A 16,507-nucleotide genomic window follows, 5' to 3' on the forward strand; every position below is an offset into this window, starting at 1 on the left:
CGTGCCGCTGCTGCCGCCGCCGCAGAAGAACCGCGCGCCGCCGTCGGATTCCAGCCCCGAGACCCCGGTGCCCGCCGGCATCTCCAGCCGCTCCAGCACCGCGCCGGTGGCGGGGTCGATGCGGCGGATGTCGCTTTCCTCGCCCTGCCAGGTGCCGTGCCAGAGCGCGCCGTCGGCCCAGGTGACGCCGGTGACGAAACGGTTGGATTCGAGGCTGCGCAGCACCTCGCCGGTTTCGGGATCGACCTGCTGGATGCGGCGCCCGCGATGCTGGCCGACCCAGAGCGAGCCCTCGGCCCAGGCCAGCCCGGAATTGCCGCCCTCGGGCGCGGGAATGGTCGCCAGAACCGCGCCGCTCTCCGGGTCGATCCTGCGGATGACCGGCCCGGCGATCTGGAACAGATGCCGGCCGTCGAAGGCCGTGCCGGCATCGGCGGGAATCTCCAGCGCGCCCAGCAGCTCGCCGCTGTCGGGGTCCAGCGCGTTCAGCCGCTCGCCGCTGGCGAACCAGACCTGCCTTCCGTCGAAACTGACGCCATGCACCTCTTCGATCCCCGGAAAGGGGCCATATTCTCGGATGATTTCAGCCATGCGTTTCATGGCTCCACCCTAGCCCATCGGCACGGGCGCCGGGAGTAACAAGCTTGTCGGGAAACCCGGCACGCTCCGCGCGATCCAGCGCCGGGCGCGGCCATGGCCGAACCACTCAACCCTGCCCGCTTCGTCCAGCACCGCCAGTGCGCGCTGCACGCTGCGCGGGCTGACATCCAGCGCCAGGGCCAGCGCCGAACTCGACCAGGCCTCGCCATCGGCCAGCAGGGCCAGCAGCCCGGCGTGATCACCCTCGACCGGCGGGGCCAGCACGGCGATCCGGCGCCCGCGGCAAGGTTCCAGCACGAAGCCCCGGCCGGTCGCGCTGATCCCGGCCAGCGGGGCGAGCTGCCCGCGCAGCCGCCCGATCTCGACCCGCAGCCTGGCGCGATGCGACTCGTCGGCATGGCGGGCGCGAAAGGCGCGCGCGAGCAGGGTTTCGCGCGGCACGTCGCCGGGCCAGGCCTCGGCCAGGGCGCGCAGCAGCGCCATCAGCACCGGCCGCCCGGCCAGTGGCACCAGCATCGCGCCGCCGCGCAGAAGGTTGCGGCAGGCATCGACCAGCAGCATCTCCGAGCCGATCAGCGCCTCGACCCCGGACAGGTCCAGCAGGGTCTCGCGCCCGTTTTCGATCAGCCGCGCGGCCGGGGCGTCGAAGACGGCGCGCGCCTGTGCGACCTCGGCGGCCAGCGCGGCGATGCCCGTCTGCTGCGCGGCACGGGCGGCCCGATCCAGCGCGGCCCGCGCATCCCCGGCCCGGATACGCCGCATGGCGATGCCGGCGGCGACCAGCCAGAAGCCGGGACGCGACGCCGGGGGCAGCGCGGCGGTATCCAGCGTCCTCAGCACCGCCTCGGCCTGATCGAGACGCCCGGTCAGCAGCAACAGCCGGGCCTGCAGCGCGGCGGCATGGGCGGCGTTCGCCCGGTCGCCCTGCCCCGCAAGCGCCGCCTGCGCCGTGCCAAGCGCCTGCTCCAGACCGCCCAGATCGCGCGTCACCAGCGCGATTTCCGCCGCGGCCAGCCGGCAGCGGGCCCGGGCCAGGGGATCGCCGCCGACCCCCCGCGCGGCGCGGCGCAGCAGGTCCCGCGCCCGGTCCAGATCACCCAGCTGCGCCATGGCGATGCCGCGCAGCGCCAGCGCCGGCGGGTCGTCGCGCAGGGCGACCCGCTTCAGCGCCGTCACCGCATCCCCCGCCGCCAGCGCCTGCGCCGCCGCCGCAATCCCGTCATGCTTGTTACTCACGCCCGGATGCCGCCCCGTCCTAGACTGCTTCATGTCCCGCAAAGCATCGGACGGGAGGCCCCGAATGACAACGCCCACGGAAAAGCCCGGCGCGGCCGGCCGGCTGGCCCTTGCGGCGGCGCCCTGCTTCGCCGCCATGGCCGGGATCACGGCGGCCTCGCCCGCGCTCTGCCTGTCCGACCCCGGCCCGCTGCCGCTGGACGGCATGGCCACGATGTATCTGCTGATGGCCCTGTTCCACCTGCCGCCCTGGTTGCGGCTGGTCTCAGACCAAGGCCCAACCCCGAAAGGAGACCGACCATGACCCAAGCCATCGTTTCCCGCGAGGCATGGCTGGACGCCCGCAAGGCGCTGCTGGCCCGCGAACGCGACATGACCCACCAGCTCGACGCGCTGCGCGCCGAGCGGCGGCGGATGCCCTGGGTGCGCATCGACAAGCCCTATCGCTTCGACGGTCCCGACGGCGAGGTGACGCTGGGCGACCTCTTCGGGACCCGCAGCCAGCTTGCCATCTATCACTTCATGCTGACGCCGGGTTCGGATCATCTCTGCTCGGGCTGTTCCTTCGTCGCCGATCATGTCGATGCCGCCCGGCAGCATTTCGAGCAGGCCGACCTGGCCTTCGCCGCCGTCTCGCGCGCGCCGGTCCCGCAGATCGAGGAGGTCCGGCGGCGCATGGGCTGGACCTTCCCCTGGCTGTCGTCGGGCGAGAGCGATTTCAACTACGATTTCGGCGTCTCGTTCACGGACGAGGACCGCGCCACCGGCCGGGCGATCTACAATTACGGCACGGTGATTCAGAAAAGCCCGGACATGTTCGGGGTCAGCATCTTCGTGCGGCAGGATGGCGTCCTCTTCCACAGCTATTCCACCTATCACCGCGGCGTGGAACTGCTCATGGGCGCGTTCAACTGGCTGGACCTCACCCCCAAGGGCCGCAATGAGAACGGCGCCATGAGCTGGCTGCGGCTGCATGACGAATATTGAAAGGTGCTATGCCTCGATGCGATGCATCTCGCGATAGGTTCCGGGCGAGATGCCGAAGCGCCTCTGGAACAGGCGCGAGAATCTTGCGGCCGGAAACAGCCCCACCTGCGCGGCGACCTGCTTCAAGGGCAGGCCGCGCGACAGCAACATACGCGCCGCATCCAGCCTTAGCGTCTCGACGAAATGCGCCGGGGTCTGGCCGGTGGCGGCAGTGAACTTGCGGTGAAAGCTGCGCTCGCTCAGCCCGGCGCGGTCGGCCAGGGCCGGGACATCCAGGGGGCGTGCAGATTGGCCTGGATCCAGCCGATCAGCGCCGCGAAGGGACTGTCGCCCCTGGCCTGCGCCGACAGCAGGGGGCTGAACTGCGACTGATGGCCCGGCCGGCGCGCATAGAGGACCAGCCGTTGCGCCACCTCGCCCGCGATGCCGGCGTCCAGGTCGCGGGCGACCATAGCCAGCGCCATGTCGATGCCGGTGGTCACCCCGGCCGAGGTCCAGAGCCTGCCGTCGGTCACGTAAAGCGCCTCGGGATCGACGTTCACGCCGGGGAAATGCGCCTGGAAGGGCGCGCAGGCGTCCCAATGCGTCGCGACCCGGCGACCGTCCAGCAGCCCGAGACCGGCCAGCACCATCCCGCCCGAACAGACCGAACCAAACCGTTCGGCCTCCGACGTCAATCCAGGCAGCGCCGCACGCAATTCCGGGTCGGCAATGGCGGCTTGCAGCGGCCCGCTTTCGGCGCCGACGATCAGCAGCGTGCCGAGCCGTTGCCCGCGCAATTCATCCAGGCGCGCGGTCTGCACGGATATTCCGGTGCTGCTGGCGACCTCGCCGCCGCCCGGCGAGGCCAGCGAGATCTGGTAGAACGGCGCCTTGCCAACCTGCCCCAGAGCGCGGTTCGCGCCGTTGAAGACGGATGCGGGACCGGCCATGTCCAGCAGTTCGAACCCTGGATAGAGGATGAAGACGACCCGGTGCATTGGCAGGGATTGCACGTTTTTTGTCATATCTGCCAGCCCATCCGCAGACTAACCTAGGCCGACAGCGTTTCCTGGCCAGTTCAACGAGGTGAGACATGGACGCGAATGGCAAAACGACCCGCGAGATCGTCGAACGCTTTCACGATGCGTTCGAGAACCACCGCCCCGACGCCCTCGACGCGCTGATCGGCGAGGGCTGCATCCTGGAGAACACCGCCCCCGCCCCGGACGGCGCGCGCTACGAAGGCCGCAAGGCCTGCCTGGATTTCTGGAAGGATATCGCCGCCCCGGCCAGTCTCGCCTTCACGGCCGAGGAGATCTGGGCCGGCAAGGGTCGCGGCATCATCCGCTGGCGGCTGTCTTGGGGCGAGGGCGAAGCCGACCGGGTGCGCGGCGTCAACATCCTGCGCGTCCGGGACGGCAGGATCGTCGAGGCTTTCGGATATGTGAAGGGATAGCGAGGCAAACCGATGAGACTTCGCATCGCTCTGCGAGCCATCCTGGGACTGGCCCTCCTTTCGGCGGCGGGCTTCGGCATCTGGATCGCCTCGCTGCCGCCCGCATCGGCAGACCTGACCCCGCCGCAGGTGCCGCAGGCAGAGACGGATGCCCTGCTCGCGGCGCTGGAACCGCCGAAGCGCGCGCGGCCCCTGGTCGCCATCGTCGGCCTCAACGATGCCACCGAGACCACCGATTACCTGCTGCCTTACGGCATCCTGAAGCGCGCCGATGTGGCCGATGTGGTCTCGCTTGCCACCGAGCCGGGGCCGGTGCGGCTGTTTCCTGCGCTGTCTGTCCAGCCCGACGCCACCATCGCGGCATTCGACGCAGCCCATCCCCAGGGCGCGGATTACGTGATCGTCCCCGCCATGAGCCGCGACGATGATCCGGCGGTGATCGCCTGGCTGCGGGATCAGGTCGGCAAGGGCGCGGTGATCGTCGGTATCTGCGCCGGCGCCAAGGTGGTGGGCGCCGCCGGGCTGCTGAACGGCAAGCGGGCGGTGACGCATTGGTATTACCTGGACGAGATGCGCAAGATCGACCCGACCATCTCTCATGTCCCGGACCGGCGGATGGTCGCGGATGAGGGTGTGGTGACGACGACCGGCATCACCGCCTCGATGCCGATGATGCTGACCCTGATCGAGGCGATCGGAGGCCGCGCCAAGGCGGAAGCGATCGCCCGTGACCTGGGCATCGCGGCATGGGATGCACGGCATGCCAGCGGCGCCTTCGCGCTGACCCGGCCTTTCGCGGCGACGGTGCTGGCCAACCGGCTGGCTTTCTGGAACCATGAGGAGTTGGGCATCGCCCTTGCGCCGGGCATGGACGAGATCTCGCTGGCGCTGGCCGCCGATGCCTGGTCGCGGACATATCGGTCGAAGGTGACGACTTATGCCGCGTCGGGTATGGTCGGAACTCGCAGCGGCATCCGTCTCATCCCCCACCGGCAGGACGCAGACTGGCCAAGGGATCGGCGCGTCCCGGCCTTTTCCGACGGCAAGCCCGCCGATGTCCTGGACCGGACGCTTGACGCGATCACCGCGCGTTACGGCGCAAGCACCGCCGATGCGGTGGCGATGCAACTGGAATATCCAAGGTAGACAGGAGGAACCTATGCCACATACGATCCGACTGCACCGCGTCATCGCGGCGAAACCCGAGAAGCTCTATCGCGCCTTCCTCGAGCCCGACGCGGTGGCAAGCTGGCTGCCGCCCTACGGCTTTCTCTGCACCGTCCACGAGCTGGAGGCGAAGGTCGGCGGCCAGCACCGGATGTCGTTTCGCAACTTCACCACCGGCGACAGCCATGCGTTCGGCGGCAGCTACTTGGAGCTGATCCCGGACAGGCGCCTCGTCTATACCGACCGGTTCGACGACCCCAACCTGCCGGGCGAGATGACGGTCACGATGGATCTGAAACAGGTTTCGGTCGGCACCGAGGTCAATATCGAACAGCAGGGCGTGCCCGATCTGATCCCCGCCGAAGCCTGCTATCTCGGCTGGCAGGATTCGCTGCACAAGCTGGCGAAACTGGTCCAGCCCGAGATCAAACAATAGGCGCAGGAGCTTTCCGATGACCCCCACCATCACCGCCTTTGCAAACTCCCCCGACCGCGGCCAGGGACAGGCGCGCGACATGCGCGTCCGTTGGGCGCTGGAAGAGATTGGCCAGCCCTACGATGTCCGCCTAGTGAGTTTCGGCGAGATGAAGCAGCCCCCACACCTGGCGCTGCACCCCTTCGGGCAGATCCCGACCTATGAGGAAGGCAATCTTGCCCTGTTCGAGTCGGGCGCCATTGTGCTGCATGTCGCGCAGCGCCATCCGGGCCTGCTGCCCGAGGACGCGAATGCGCGGGCGCGGGCGATCATGTGGATCTTCGCCGCGCTCAACACCGTCGAGCCGCCGATCATCGAGTGGGAGCAGGCCGTATACTTCGAGCGCGACAGGCCCTGGTACCAGGCGCGCCTTCCCCTGCTGGAGAAGCGCATCCGCGGCCGGTTGGAGCAGCTTTCCCGCCGGCTCGGCGAGGCCGACTGGCTCGACGGCGCCTTCAGCGCCGGCGACCTGATGATGGTGACGGTGCTGCGCAGGCTGGAGGGCAGCGGCATCCTGGACGGGTATCCCAGCCTCCGCGCCTATGTCGCCCGAGGTGAGGCGCGTCCCGCCTATCGACGCGCCTTCGAGGCACAACTGGCGGTGTTCACAGCGTCGCAGGGTTAAGCGGGCGTTTGCGGAAAGATCATGGCAGACAGAAGCAACGGGGAAGGAGAGACGCCGGAATTCGGGCCGCACCCCTCACGAAGCACAGGCTTGGGCAATGGACAGGCTGTTTTCATAGAGATGATGGCGGGTGATCCGGCCATTCTCGACCGTAAGGCGCAGGGCGAAGGGGCCCTCGAAGGATTTTCCCGTCGCCCGCACGGTTCCCGACAGATGCCCCATCAGGACCGCGTCGGCGCCATCGACAAGCAAGGTATCGACCGAGGCCCACGCATCCTCGGGCACCGTATATTGCGCCAGTTCGGTGAACTGGGCAGCGCACTCGGCGGCGGTGGATCGCGGCCGGATCCACGGGGCGGCGGGATTCTCGGCAAGCAGCCAGTCCACCTGCTCGGCAAAGAGCGAAGCGAGGCGCGCCGTATCGCCTGCCAGCCTGGCGGCGAGGAATTGCTGCACGACGGCGCGAGTCCGGTCGGGAATGGAATCGGCGGAAGTGGTGGTTTGCAACGGCGGGCGATGGTAGTCTTCAGGCATGATCATCTCCTTAAAGCGGGTTCCGCGCTGCCGGATGGCGAGGCGATGCCTAATCATCGCGAATCGGCGCTGCGAAAGCGATTACCCCGCAGGTAATCGTGCCGTCGCCGCGCCCGAGCCGAGCGTCCTGCCATGAGCGACGCGACCGGCAATGCGGGGGAATTGCTGCGCCGATGGCGGCAGAGACGCGCACTCAGCCAGCTTGCGCTGGCAAGCGAGGCTGAGATTTCCCAGCGTCATCTCAGCTTCCTGGAATCCGGGCGATCCCGGCCAAGCCGGGACATGGTGCTGCATCTCAGCGAAAGGCTGGACATTCCTCTGCGGGAACGCAACCTGATCCTGACCGCGGCGGGCCATGCCCCGCATTACCCGCATCGCGGGCCGGATGCCCCGGAATTCTCGGCGGTGCGCGGGATGATCGACCGCGTCCTGCACGGCCATCTGCCGCACCCCGCCCTGGCGGTGGATCGCCGCTGGACGCTGATTTCCGCGAATCCGGCGGCCCGCAAGCTGATGGCCGTCGCCGCCCCGCATCTGCTGGAGGGAAAGGTCAATGTCCTGCGCCTGAGCCTTCACCCCGAAGGGCTGGCGCCGCGCATTCTCAACATGCCGGAATGGCGTGCCCACCTGCTGGCCCGGCTGAAGCACGATATCAGGCAGTCGGCGGATGCGGTGCTGGCCGCGCTTCACGACGAAATCGCCGCCTTTCCCTGCCCCGCAAGCACGACGCCGCCAGCCTCGGATCCCGAGCGGGAGGGGCGCATCGCGGTGCCGCTGAGGCTGCGAAGCGGTGCGGGGGCCCTGTCCTTCCTCAGCACCACCACGGTCTTCGGCACCGCCACCGAGGTGACGCTGTCCGAGGTGACGATCGAGGCGTTCCTTCCGGCCGACAACAGGACCGCCAGGGCAATGACGCAGGCGGCGGAGGGTTGATATGAGGCGCTCCCGGCGGTTGGCGCCAAGAGGATGCTCCCCCGCCAGCGCTGGACCATGGTCTCTCGGAATCAGTCTTCGGGCAGTTCGACATGGCCGCCGCCTCGCCTAGCCGTCGCATTTCAGGTCCAGCCCGCAAGGCCGCCGCGGCGCTTCAATTCGCGGACGGGGCGCGATATGCCCGGACGGGGCAGAACCAATAGCAGGGCATGCAGATGAACGGGCCAGATGCGGCGCCCCCGCGAAACTGCCGATGGGACGTGGACGAGTTGCAGCTTGGCGGGCTGTCATGGGGGCATGAGGGCGGCACTCCCGTGCTGGCTCTGCACGGCTGGATGGACCATGCCGCCAGCTTCCAGGAACTGGCGCCCCGGCTTATCGGATGCCATGTCGTCGCGCTGGACCTCAGCGGCCAGGGCCAGAGCGGCCATCGTTCGCCCCATGCCACCTACAATATCTGGGACGACCTGCCCCAGATCGCCGGAGTCCTGGATCAGCTGGGATGGAGAGATTGCGTCCTTCTGGGCCATTCCCGAGGCGCCAGTATCGCGACCCTCTTCGCAGCAGCGCAGCCTGAAAGGGCGCGCGCATTGGTCGCGCTCGATTGGCTGGTGCCCGAACCCATGCCCGATGAAAGCGTCGTTTCGACCCTGCGCGCCTTCATCGAAGAGACCCGCAGGCAAAAGGCAAGCGCCCCCAGAACCTTCGCCTCGAAAGCCGATTACATCGAGCGCCGCCGGGCCCAGGGCAATTCGCGGCAAACCTCGGAGGCCTTGGCCGAGCGTGCGCTGATCGAGAGGCCCGGCGGCTTCCAGCTGCGCGGCGATCCCCGGCATTTCGCCAGTTCCGCCGTCAAGCTGACCCAAGGGCAGGTGGAAGCCGTGCTGCGCGCGATCAGATGCCCCGTGCTGAATCTGTGGGCCGAAGACGGCGTCAAGAGCCGCAGACCGAAAGCCATGGAACTGGCCCGGCTTGGCGCAAGGCTGATCCCGGATTACGACATGGCCGAGCTTCCCGGAGACCATCATTTCCACCTCGACCCCCGTATCGCCGAGCGGATCGCCAGCGCGATATTGGCGTTCTTGGCCCGGAATGGTCGGTCCTGATCTGGGAAGGACGGATGCGCCCCCGCCACGTCCGAAGGCGGATCGAGGCAGGGATGTCCTCGCTGGTCTTGCTCGTACCGTGTACGAGAGCGTCCGAGCCGCCTCCTCACGCCGTCGGCACGGTTCCTCCGTCGATCACATGTTCCGTGCCGGTGATGGAGCTTGCACGATCCGAGGCGAGAAAGGCGATCAGACTGGCCACCTCGGCCGGTTTCGCGGGCCGGCCGAGGGGGATGCCCCCAAGCCCGTCCATGATGATCCGCTTGCCGCCCTCGTAGTCGGTGCCCGCGTCCTGCGCCAACCGCTCGGCATGGCGGATGGCGGCCTCGGTTTCGATCCAGCCGGGAGCGACGCGCAGGACGCGCACGCCTTGGGGCGACACCTCTTTCGCAAGGCTCTTGCTGTAGGTCGAGAGCGCGGCCTTGGCGGCGGCATAGCCGGTGGTGGAGCCCGGCAGCGGCATGAGGCGCTGGATCGAGGTGACATGGATGACCACCCCTGCTCCCTGCGCGACCATCCCCGGCACAAGCGCGCGATCCAGCCGGACGGCGGAGAGCAAGTTCAGGTCCAGCTCCTTCTGCCATTCCTCGTCGGTCAGCGCGGCGAAACCGCCTCCCGGCGCGCTCGATCCGCCCAGCACATGGACGATTATGTCGACGCCGCCCAGCCGGCTGTGCGCGGCCTCGGCCACGGCCCGGCAGCCCTGCGCGGTGGTCAGGTCGGCGGCGACGAAGATCTCTTCGGGCAGGTTCTCGGGGCGCGAGCGGGCCGTGGTCAGCACCTGCGCGCCAAGTTCCCGGAACAGCGCCACGGTGGCGGCGCCGGTGCCCTGGGTGCCGCCGGTGATCAGGGCGCGCTTGCCCTGCAGGGTCAGAAAGCCGTTCATCAGCGGATCTCCAGATCGGTGATGCGGTCGCCCGCCAGGCCGAAGGTGAAGGTCAGCGTGGCGGGGCTGCCCGGAAAATCGCCGCTGACGCGGGCGCGGACCACGGTCTTGCCCGCCGCTTGGGTCAGGTCCAGCGGCTCGGCCTTGTGGCGATACTGCGCCTTGGCCGCCTGCCACCAGGCCAGGATTTCCTCGGCTCCGCGATGGGTCCGGTGTTCGTCACGCACGACGGCATCAGGCGCGAAGGCCGCGGCCAGAGCCTCGGCATCCTGCGGGGGTTGGGCCTGGAAATAGGTTCTGATCGGCGCGGGAAGCTGCATGTTCCGTTCCTTCTGTTGCTTGCAGGCGAAACATGGGCCTCGACCATTATCGGGATAAGCGGGATAAGATGGCATCTGGTGATGACAGGATCGGGACAATGAAGAACGCCGGGCTGAGGGATCTGGAAGCCGTGCTGGCCATTGCGCGCCGGGGCACCTTCCGGGCGGCGGCGATCGAGCTGGGCATGTCGACGACCGCGCTGTCCCATGCCATCGCCCGGCTGGAGGCGGGCCTGGGCGTGCGGCTGTTCAACCGGACCACCCGCAGCGTGTCGCTGAGCGATGCCGGCCGGCAGTTCGTCGCAAGCGTCTCGCCCGCGCTGGCCGAGATCCGCGGGGCGATGGACAGCGTGCGCGCGCAGGGCCAGACGCCCTCGGGGATGTTGCGCATCAATGCCTCGGCGGTGGCGGGGCGAGAGATCATCTCGCCTTTGGTGCTGGACTTCCTGCGCCGCCATCCCCGGATGCAGGTCGATCTGGTGACCGAGGAGCGGCTGGTCGACATCGTGGCCGAAGGCTTCGACCTGGGCATCCGCACCGGCGACCTGGTCCCCCGCGACATGATCGCCCTGCCGCTTGGCAAGCCGCAGCGCTATGCGGTCGTCGCGACTCCGGCCTGGCTGGCGGACCGGCCCCTGCCGCTGGTGCCGGCCGATCTGCTGGCGCATGACTGCATCCGGGTCCGGCTGCCGAACCGAGAGCTGTTCCGCTGGTATTTCGAGCGGCAGGGCGAGGTGGTGCAGATCGACGTCCGCGGCCGCCTGATCCTGGACGAGGCGGCCATCGCCCGCGCCGCCGTGCTGGAGGGCGCGGGCATCGGCTTCTTCATCGAGCAGAACGTGGCCGAAGACATCGCCGCCGGCCGCCTGATCCGCCTGCTGGAGGACTGGACCCCGCCGCGCCCCGGTTTCTGCCTGTATTACCCCGGCCGCAGGAATCCCTCGGCGGGGCTCACCGCATTCCTTGCGATGGCGCGAGAGATGGCGCGGCAGGCGCAGAGCGGGTGAGGGCCGGTTCGGCCCAGAGCGGATAGTCTGCCTCGTACATGCTGCGTGGCGGCATTTCCTGAAGCGGTCATTCGACGAGGCGCTGCATTTCCGGCCGATGAGAGACCACTGTGAGTGACACACTGGTCATTGACGAGAGAAGACCGGGGGAAGAGGACCGCGACCGCTACCTGAGACCGATCAGCGAGGAACCCTGCTGCTTTGCCAACGCTTTCGCCTCAAGCCCAAGCTACGGCTGTTCAACGGAAGAAGCGACAGGATCCGTGTTGGCATGGCCCCCGATTTCCTGTCGGCAATATTGCCAGAACGCCTCTTCAGCAGGGCTGGCGGTCCGGTTCGCGAGCCGCATCAGCACGATGTTGCGAGCCGCGATAGGGCGGGACAAGGGCTTACGCAGGACTCGATAGGGAGTCCCGCGGCCCATTATGGCATTGCTGGGCAGGATCGCGACCGCCAGCCCCTGTTCGGCCAGCGCAAGCGCGGTGGTGCCGAACGTCACCTCATAGCGGGTGTTGAGCCAGATCCCCAGCCGTCCCGCGATGCGGTCGACGATATGACGCAGCGGGCTGTTGCGGTCGAGAAGCGCCAGGGGCGTATCGCCAAGCTCGCTCCAGCGGATCGTTTCGGACTGGGCGAAGGGCTGGTCCGGCGCGACATAGGCCGCCATCTGATCGCTGTGAAGCAGTTCCTGATGGATGCGCGGATCGGTCTCGACCTGCGTGGCAATGGCGAAATCGACATGGTCGCCGCGCACCAGGTCCGCCAGGTTCTGCTCGGCGGTGTCCTTGATCATGACGCGGATGCCGGGGAAGTCGCGCTCGAACCTGCGGATCGCGACCGGCAGGGGGCCGGCGGCGGAAACGGCCGAACAGGCGACGCGCACCTCGCCCCGCGAAAGGGTGGCGAAATCGCCTGCGGCTTCTTCGATCCGGCGCAGATCGGCCAGGATCCGCTCGGCGATGGGCAAGAGGTCCTGCCCCACCCGCGAAAGCCGGACGCCGCGCGTGTTCCGGTCGAACAGCGACAGGTCGAGCATGCGCTCCATCTCGCGGATGAGCAGGCTCAGCGAGGGTTGGGTGACGCCCAGGATATTCGCCGCCTGCGAGAAGCTGCTTTGCGCAGCGATGGTGACAAAGGCCTGGATCTGCCGGGTCGAGAGCTTCACGACGGCTCCTTCACATATAAGAAAATCCAATTTCTCGATAAGGATTAATTCCACCTAGCCTTGGATGGCAAGCCGCGAACAGGACCACAGCAAGCCAGGAGAATATGTGATGCATGCGATCGTGCAGGCCGTCACCCCGGTCGCGACCGGGATCGTTCAGCTTAGCCTGAAGCCGGAAACGTCATTGGACTCCGATGGTTTCGGGCCGGGCGCGCATATCGACCTGCACCTGCCGAACGGACTTGTCCGTCAGTATTCCCTGCTTGCCCCCGCCTGTTCGGGCCTGCTGGAGATCGCGGTCAATCTCGATCCGAAAAGCCGGGGCGGTTCGGCCTCGGTCCATCGCGACCTGAAGCCCGGCGACCGCATCGAGGTTGGTACGCCCCGCAACCATTTCCCGCTTTGCGAGACGGCACCCCATTCCGTGCTGATCGCCGGCGGCATCGGGATCACCCCGATCTTCGCGATGGTCCGGCGGCTTGCCGAACTGGGTGCGGGCTGGACGCTTTATCACTGCGCCCGCACTCCCGACCGCACCCCCTATATGGCCGAGCTGCGCGAGCTCGCGCAGCGTTCGGACGGCGTTCTCGTCCATATCCATGACGGCATCGCGGGAGTCATGCCGCTGGATCTGGCCGCGGTCGTGGCGGGCGCCCCTGCGGGATCGCATTTCTATTGCTGCGGCCCCGCCCCGCTGATGGCCGCTTTCGCCGCCGCCACCGGAGAGCTTCCGCCCGAGCGGGTCCATGTCGAATATTTCGCGAATGACGGCGCCGCTGCCACTGGCGAGGCTTTCGACCTGATCTGCGCCCGCTCGGGCCGGACCCTGCGGGTTCCCGCCGACCGCTCGATCCTGGAAACGCTCGAAGCGGAGGGCCTCGCGCCGCTCTGCTCCTGCCGCGAAGGGGTTTGCGGCACCTGCGAAACCACTGTCCTGGCCGGAGAGCCCGATCACCGCGACCTCGTGCTGACGCCGGACGAGCGCGCCGCGAACGCCAGCATGATGATTTGCGTCTCGCGGGCCAGGTCCGCGTCGCTCACCCTCGACATCTGAAGGAAACCAGCATGCAACTGCTCGAAGACAAGACGATCATCGTGACCGGGGCCGGGGGCAATATCGGCCACGCCTATTGCCGGGGATTTCTGGACATGGGCGCGAATGTCGTCGCCGCCGATCTTCACGACATAAGCGCCGAGGCCGCCGACTGGGGCGATGAGAACCGGCTGCTGGCGGTCGCGGCGGATGTTCTGAAGCAGGAGGATTGCGACGCCATGGCCCGCGCCGCCGTCGCGCGCTTCGGCCGGATCGACGGGCTGCTGAACAATGCGGGCTTCTTCAAATCGGCCAGCTTCGGCTCTTTCCTGGATATTCCCGCCGAGGAATGGGACCTGTGCTATCAGGTCAACGTCAAGGGCTCGTGGCAATGCATCAAGGCGGTGCATGGCCAGATGAAGGCGCAGGGCCAGGGCAGCATCGTCAATGTGTCCTCGAACACGCCTTACAAGGGCGTGCCGAACTTCCTGCATTACGTCTCATCCAAGGCCGCGATCGTCGGACTGTCGCGTGCGCTGGCGCGCGAGGTCGGCAGCGAGGGGATCATCGTCAACACGCTCTGCCCCGACCTGATCCCCGACGAGGACATCACCGCGCGCCAGGGCACCGCCGCCGATGAGCGGACGGTGGCCGGGCGCTGCCTCAAACGCACCCAGCTGCCCGAGGATATGGTCGGGACGGCTGCGTTTCTCTTCAGCAATCTCGCTGGTTTCATCACGGGCCAGAGCCTTCTGGTCAACGGTGGCGCACATTTCAACTAGGAGACAGCCATGTTCGATCAGGAACCGAAATCCCCCCTGCCGCAGGATAACCCGACCTATCTGGCGCTGCGTCATTTCTGGCATCCGGTCGCCTATTCAAGCGAGGTGACGGACAAGCCCCATGCCGCGATGCTGATGGGCGAGAGGCTGGTGATCGCCCGTCTGGGCGACGCGCTGGTCGCCATGCAGGACCGCTGCCCGCACAAGGGCGCGGCGCTGTCCCTGGGACAGGTCGTGGATTGCAAGCTGGAATGTCCCTATCACGGCTGGCAGTTCGACGATAAGGGCGATTGCGTCCGCATCCCTGCCCGCGAGGAAATGGCCACGGTGATGAATCGCAAGGTGCGCCGCTATCACGCGACGGAATCCGCGGGCATCGTCTGGGTCTGCCTTGCGGACCGGCCGAAATACGCGCCGCCCGTCTTTCCCGAACAGCACGATCCCGATTTCCGGGTGCTTCAGGGGCGGACCTACGACTGGCAGACCTCGACCCCCCGCAGGCTGGAGAATTTCGTCGATTTCGCGCATTTCTCCTTCGTCCATGACGGCTCCATCGGCAGCCGCGAAAATCCGCGCGTCGAGGCGGTCAAGGTCTGGCGCGAGGACAATGTCATGCGCTTCGACCGCAGCGGCGTGAAAGAGCCGGGGGTCGGCAAGAAGAAGGAACTGCTTGGCCTGACCGACGACTGGATCGAGCCGACCAATGTCTATCACGTGACCATGCCCCATACGGTGCACCTGAAGCGCATCTTTCCCAATGGCAAGCGCTATGTCCTGTTCATGGCCGCCTCGCCCGTCGATGCGACGACGACGCGGAGCTTCTGGTGGCAGGCCCGCGATTTCGGGACCGAGGCGGAACATGACGCCTTCTTCATGGATTTCGAGGACGAAGTGCTGGCCGAGGACAAGCCGATCATCGAATCGCAGACCCCGATCCAGATGGACCTGGCCGGGGAACTGGCGCGGCAGGAAATGCCGGTTCGCCATGCCGATATCGTCAGCGTGGAATATCGCCGCTGGCTGCTGGAACTGACCAACGAGTTCGCAAATGCCTGATGCGGCAAGCATCTTCGTCGATGGCGCCGCGGGCCGGCTCCATCTGACGGATCACGGCGGCAGCGGGCCGGTCGTGCTGGCGCTGCATGGGGTGACGGGGGGCGGCTTCCTCTGGTCGGCCATGGCCCGCGAACTTGCCGGCCGGGTGCGGATGGTCACGCTGGATTTTCGCGGTCATGGGCGCAGCGACTGGTCCTCGGAACGCATGTATGAAACCCAGGACCATGTCGCCGATCTCAAGCTGGTCTTCGATCAGGTCGACTTCGGCTCGCACCCGGTTTCCGTGATCGGCTCGTCCTGGGGGGCGCTGGCCGCGATCTCGCTGCTGTCGGAAATGCCGGAACTGGCAAGCCATCTGATGATCGTCGATGTCGAACCCTCGTTCACCGCAGGCGAGCAGGATGTGTTTCCCCGGCCCTATCGCTTCTCGCGGCCCGAGGACGTCGTTGCCTGGGAAGGCCGGGCCAATCCGCAGGCGTCCCCCGAGGGCATCGCGGCCTTCGCCGCTGCCTCGGTCGTCCGGACCGAGGACGGTCATCTGCTGCGCCGCCACGATCCCTTTTTTCTGACCCGCTGGCCGTTTCGCAAGGACGACCTCTGGCGGGAGTTGTCCGGCTTGGCGCAGAAGGTCCGGGTCGTCCATGGTGCCGAAAGCTTCGTCCGCCGCGAGGTTTGCGAAAGAATGGCGGCCCTGTCGCCGGGATGGAGCTTTGCGCAGATCCCGCGATCCGGTCATCTGGTCCCGCTGGAGCAGCCTGCCTTGCTCGCGCGTCAACTGCGCGATTTTCTCGGCCTCGCATAAAGATAGGACACAACAAGAAAAAATCCATCCGCCAGCACTGCACATGCATCAGCCAGGTCTCAGGGATGTCAACGGCGGCGTAAAAACCTGCCACTGGGCGGCGCAAAAGTCGGCCACCGTTGTGCGCGGCTGAGACCGCTGCGAGGGCGTAGCCCGAGCGGGGGTCTCAGCCGCGCGTTGCGGTTTTCGAGGAGGGGGGATCAGCCGGCCTTTCTGGCGCGACTGTTGGCGAGGCGGTAGCTTTCGCCATTCATCTCGAGGATGTTGACGTGGTGGGTCAGCCGGTCGAGAAGCGCGCCGGTGAGGCGTTCGGAGCCGAAAGTTTCGGTCCATTCGTCGAAAGGCAGATTGCTGG

22 protein-coding genes are annotated in these 16,507 nt (G+C 67.4%); 13 read left to right on the forward strand and 9 right to left on the reverse strand.

The genetic code is table 11. The features are described 5' to 3' along the window. Both AQY21_RS18595 and AQY21_RS18600 read right to left on the reverse strand, forming a co-directional pair. Positions 1–591: PQQ-binding-like beta-propeller repeat protein (locus tag AQY21_RS18595; RefSeq protein WP_238986828.1), on the reverse strand; the 591-nt coding region annotated here is incomplete at its 3' end. 18 nt (positions 592–609) lie between these two features. Continuing rightward, positions 610–1,836, reverse strand: a complete 1,227-nt coding sequence (locus tag AQY21_RS18600) for a helix-turn-helix domain-containing protein (RefSeq protein WP_238986829.1) — start codon at positions 1,834–1,836, stop codon at positions 610–612. A 64-nt stretch (positions 1,837–1,900) separates the two neighbouring features. Here AQY21_RS18600 and AQY21_RS18605 point away from each other — a divergent pair, with 64 nt between their 5' ends. Together AQY21_RS18605 and AQY21_RS18610 are read left to right on the forward strand one after the other, a co-directional pair. Further along, positions 1,901–2,140 (forward strand): hypothetical protein, encoded by a 240-nt coding sequence (locus AQY21_RS18605; protein ID WP_152988273.1) that lies wholly within the window; start codon positions 1,901–1,903, stop codon positions 2,138–2,140. Next, on the forward strand, positions 2,137–2,823 hold the full coding sequence (locus tag AQY21_RS18610) for a thioredoxin family protein (protein WP_058099104.1): 687 nt from the start codon (positions 2,137–2,139) through the stop codon (positions 2,821–2,823). The genes AQY21_RS18605 and AQY21_RS18610 overlap by 4 nt, the downstream gene beginning before the upstream one ends. Before the next feature lie 6 nt (positions 2,824–2,829). Here the strand turns inward: AQY21_RS18610 and AQY21_RS29860 are convergent, their stop codons facing one another. Both AQY21_RS29860 and AQY21_RS29865 read right to left on the reverse strand, forming a co-directional pair. Continuing rightward, positions 2,830–3,126 carry a helix-turn-helix domain-containing protein gene (locus tag AQY21_RS29860; protein ID WP_238986831.1) on the reverse strand — a complete coding sequence of 99 codons (297 nt, stop codon included), beginning with the start codon at positions 3,124–3,126 and terminating at the stop codon, positions 2,830–2,832. Next, positions 3,063–3,830: a GlxA family transcriptional regulator gene (locus tag AQY21_RS29865; protein WP_238986830.1), complete on the reverse strand. Its 768-nt coding sequence runs from the start codon at positions 3,828–3,830 to the stop codon at positions 3,063–3,065. The genes AQY21_RS29860 and AQY21_RS29865 overlap by 64 nt, the downstream gene beginning before the upstream one ends. A gap of 68 nt (positions 3,831–3,898) precedes the next feature. Between AQY21_RS29865 and AQY21_RS18620 the strand changes: the two genes are divergently transcribed. The 4 genes from AQY21_RS18620 to AQY21_RS18635 are packed head-to-tail and all read left to right on the forward strand — an operon-like array spanning position 3,899 to position 6,528. Beyond that, a complete protein-coding gene (locus AQY21_RS18620) occupies positions 3,899–4,261 on the forward strand; it encodes a nuclear transport factor 2 family protein (RefSeq protein ID WP_058099105.1) in 363 nt (120 codons plus the stop codon). Between the two features lie 12 nt (positions 4,262–4,273). Then, the gene (locus AQY21_RS18625; protein ID WP_058099106.1) at positions 4,274–5,407 is read left to right on the forward strand and encodes a DJ-1/PfpI family protein; all 1,134 of its coding nucleotides are present in this window, start codon (positions 4,274–4,276) and stop codon (positions 5,405–5,407) included. A 13-nt stretch (positions 5,408–5,420) separates the two neighbouring features. Then, positions 5,421–5,864, forward strand: a complete 444-nt coding sequence (locus AQY21_RS18630) for an SRPBCC family protein (RefSeq protein ID WP_058099107.1) — start codon at positions 5,421–5,423, stop codon at positions 5,862–5,864. Positions 5,865–5,880: 16 nt separating this feature from the next. Beyond that, a complete protein-coding gene (locus AQY21_RS18635) occupies positions 5,881–6,528 on the forward strand; it encodes a glutathione S-transferase family protein (RefSeq protein ID WP_028717513.1) in 648 nt (215 codons plus the stop codon). Positions 6,529–6,603: 75 nt separating this feature from the next. Here the strand turns inward: AQY21_RS18635 and AQY21_RS18640 are convergent, their stop codons facing one another. Then, positions 6,604–7,062: a nuclear transport factor 2 family protein gene (locus AQY21_RS18640; RefSeq protein WP_058099117.1), complete on the reverse strand. Its 459-nt coding sequence runs from the start codon at positions 7,060–7,062 to the stop codon at positions 6,604–6,606. 132 nt (positions 7,063–7,194) lie between these two features. Here AQY21_RS18640 and AQY21_RS18645 point away from each other — a divergent pair, with 132 nt between their 5' ends. Both AQY21_RS18645 and AQY21_RS18650 read left to right on the forward strand, forming a co-directional pair. After that, on the forward strand, positions 7,195–7,995 hold the full coding sequence (locus tag AQY21_RS18645) for a helix-turn-helix domain-containing protein (RefSeq protein WP_058099108.1): 801 nt from the start codon (positions 7,195–7,197) through the stop codon (positions 7,993–7,995). Between the two features lie 215 nt (positions 7,996–8,210). Continuing rightward, the gene (locus AQY21_RS18650) at positions 8,211–9,101 is read left to right on the forward strand and encodes an alpha/beta fold hydrolase (RefSeq protein WP_058099118.1); all 891 of its coding nucleotides are present in this window, start codon (positions 8,211–8,213) and stop codon (positions 9,099–9,101) included. Between the two features lie 106 nt (positions 9,102–9,207). Here AQY21_RS18650 and AQY21_RS18655 read toward each other — a convergent pair whose 3' ends face one another. Both AQY21_RS18655 and AQY21_RS18660 read right to left on the reverse strand, forming a co-directional pair. Next, complete coding sequence (locus AQY21_RS18655) at positions 9,208–9,987, reverse strand: SDR family oxidoreductase (RefSeq protein ID WP_058099109.1); 780 nt, start codon at positions 9,985–9,987, stop codon at positions 9,208–9,210. Continuing rightward, positions 9,987–10,307, reverse strand: a complete 321-nt coding sequence (locus AQY21_RS18660) for a nuclear transport factor 2 family protein (protein ID WP_058099110.1) — start codon at positions 10,305–10,307, stop codon at positions 9,987–9,989. Before AQY21_RS18660 ends, AQY21_RS18655 begins: the two co-directional genes overlap by 1 nt. A gap of 98 nt (positions 10,308–10,405) precedes the next feature. On the opposite strand from AQY21_RS18660, the gene AQY21_RS18665 reads away from it, so the two are divergent. Then, positions 10,406–11,314: a LysR family transcriptional regulator gene (locus AQY21_RS18665; protein ID WP_058099111.1), complete on the forward strand. Its 909-nt coding sequence runs from the start codon at positions 10,406–10,408 to the stop codon at positions 11,312–11,314. A gap of 229 nt (positions 11,315–11,543) precedes the next feature. Here AQY21_RS18665 and AQY21_RS18670 read toward each other — a convergent pair whose 3' ends face one another. Beyond that, positions 11,544–12,479: a LysR family transcriptional regulator gene (locus AQY21_RS18670; protein ID WP_058099112.1), complete on the reverse strand. Its 936-nt coding sequence runs from the start codon at positions 12,477–12,479 to the stop codon at positions 11,544–11,546. A gap of 109 nt (positions 12,480–12,588) precedes the next feature. On the opposite strand from AQY21_RS18670, the gene AQY21_RS18675 reads away from it, so the two are divergent. Genes AQY21_RS18675 through AQY21_RS18690 form a run of 4 tightly spaced genes read left to right on the forward strand, consistent with a single transcriptional unit; the run spans position 12,589 to position 16,152 of the window. Then, a complete protein-coding gene (locus AQY21_RS18675) occupies positions 12,589–13,533 on the forward strand; it encodes a PDR/VanB family oxidoreductase (protein WP_058099119.1) in 945 nt (314 codons plus the stop codon). Positions 13,534–13,544: 11 nt separating this feature from the next. Then, positions 13,545–14,294 carry an SDR family NAD(P)-dependent oxidoreductase gene (locus AQY21_RS18680; protein ID WP_058099113.1) on the forward strand — a complete coding sequence of 250 codons (750 nt, stop codon included), beginning with the start codon at positions 13,545–13,547 and terminating at the stop codon, positions 14,292–14,294. Positions 14,295–14,303: 9 nt separating this feature from the next. Beyond that, positions 14,304–15,350 carry an aromatic ring-hydroxylating dioxygenase subunit alpha gene (locus AQY21_RS18685; RefSeq protein WP_058099114.1) on the forward strand — a complete coding sequence of 349 codons (1,047 nt, stop codon included), beginning with the start codon at positions 14,304–14,306 and terminating at the stop codon, positions 15,348–15,350. Next, positions 15,343–16,152: an alpha/beta fold hydrolase gene (locus AQY21_RS18690; RefSeq protein WP_058099115.1), complete on the forward strand. Its 810-nt coding sequence runs from the start codon at positions 15,343–15,345 to the stop codon at positions 16,150–16,152. The genes AQY21_RS18685 and AQY21_RS18690 overlap by 8 nt, the downstream gene beginning before the upstream one ends. Positions 16,153–16,352: 200 nt before the next feature. Here the strand turns inward: AQY21_RS18690 and AQY21_RS27200 are convergent. After that, positions 16,353–16,507, reverse strand: a 155-nt coding sequence (locus AQY21_RS27200) for an ATP-binding protein (RefSeq protein ID WP_161906059.1), incomplete at its 5' end; no start/stop codon positions are given.

The organism is Paracoccus sp. MKU1 (assembly GCF_001447385.1).
Classification (GTDB): Bacteria; Pseudomonadota; Alphaproteobacteria; order Rhodobacterales; family Rhodobacteraceae; genus Paracoccus.

Bases quoted from the DNA above. Each gene is read 5' to 3' on its own strand.
- AQY21_RS18660 (WP_058099110.1), bottom strand. From the start codon at position 10,307: ATGCAGCTTCCCGCGCCGATCAGAACCTATTTCCAGGCCCAACCCCCG.
- AQY21_RS18635 (WP_028717513.1), top strand. From the start codon at position 5,881: ATGACCCCCACCATCACCGCCTTTGCAAACTCCCCCGACCGCGGCCAG.
- AQY21_RS18675 (WP_058099119.1), top strand. From the start codon at position 12,589: ATGCATGCGATCGTGCAGGCCGTCACCCCGGTCGCGACCGGGATCGTT.
- AQY21_RS18605 (WP_152988273.1), top strand. From the start codon at position 1,901: ATGACAACGCCCACGGAAAAGCCCGGCGCGGCCGGCCGGCTGGCCCTT.
- AQY21_RS18625 (WP_058099106.1), top strand. From the start codon at position 4,274: ATGAGACTTCGCATCGCTCTGCGAGCCATCCTGGGACTGGCCCTCCTT.
- AQY21_RS18680 (WP_058099113.1), top strand. From the start codon at position 13,545: ATGCAACTGCTCGAAGACAAGACGATCATCGTGACCGGGGCCGGGGGC.
- AQY21_RS18685 (WP_058099114.1), top strand. From the start codon at position 14,304: ATGTTCGATCAGGAACCGAAATCCCCCCTGCCGCAGGATAACCCGACC.
- AQY21_RS18620 (WP_058099105.1), top strand. From the start codon at position 3,899: ATGGACGCGAATGGCAAAACGACCCGCGAGATCGTCGAACGCTTTCAC.
- AQY21_RS18655 (WP_058099109.1), bottom strand. From the start codon at position 9,987: ATGAACGGCTTTCTGACCCTGCAGGGCAAGCGCGCCCTGATCACCGGC.
- AQY21_RS18610 (WP_058099104.1), top strand. From the start codon at position 2,137: ATGACCCAAGCCATCGTTTCCCGCGAGGCATGGCTGGACGCCCGCAAG.
- AQY21_RS18665 (WP_058099111.1), top strand. From the start codon at position 10,406: ATGAAGAACGCCGGGCTGAGGGATCTGGAAGCCGTGCTGGCCATTGCG.
- AQY21_RS29865 (WP_238986830.1), bottom strand. From the start codon at position 3,830: ATGACAAAAAACGTGCAATCCCTGCCAATGCACCGGGTCGTCTTCATC.
- AQY21_RS18645 (WP_058099108.1), top strand. From the start codon at position 7,195: ATGAGCGACGCGACCGGCAATGCGGGGGAATTGCTGCGCCGATGGCGG.
- AQY21_RS18640 (WP_058099117.1), bottom strand. From the start codon at position 7,062: ATGCCTGAAGACTACCATCGCCCGCCGTTGCAAACCACCACTTCCGCC.
- AQY21_RS18630 (WP_058099107.1), top strand. From the start codon at position 5,421: ATGCCACATACGATCCGACTGCACCGCGTCATCGCGGCGAAACCCGAG.
- AQY21_RS18690 (WP_058099115.1), top strand. From the start codon at position 15,343: ATGCCTGATGCGGCAAGCATCTTCGTCGATGGCGCCGCGGGCCGGCTC.
- AQY21_RS18650 (WP_058099118.1), top strand. From the start codon at position 8,211: ATGAACGGGCCAGATGCGGCGCCCCCGCGAAACTGCCGATGGGACGTG.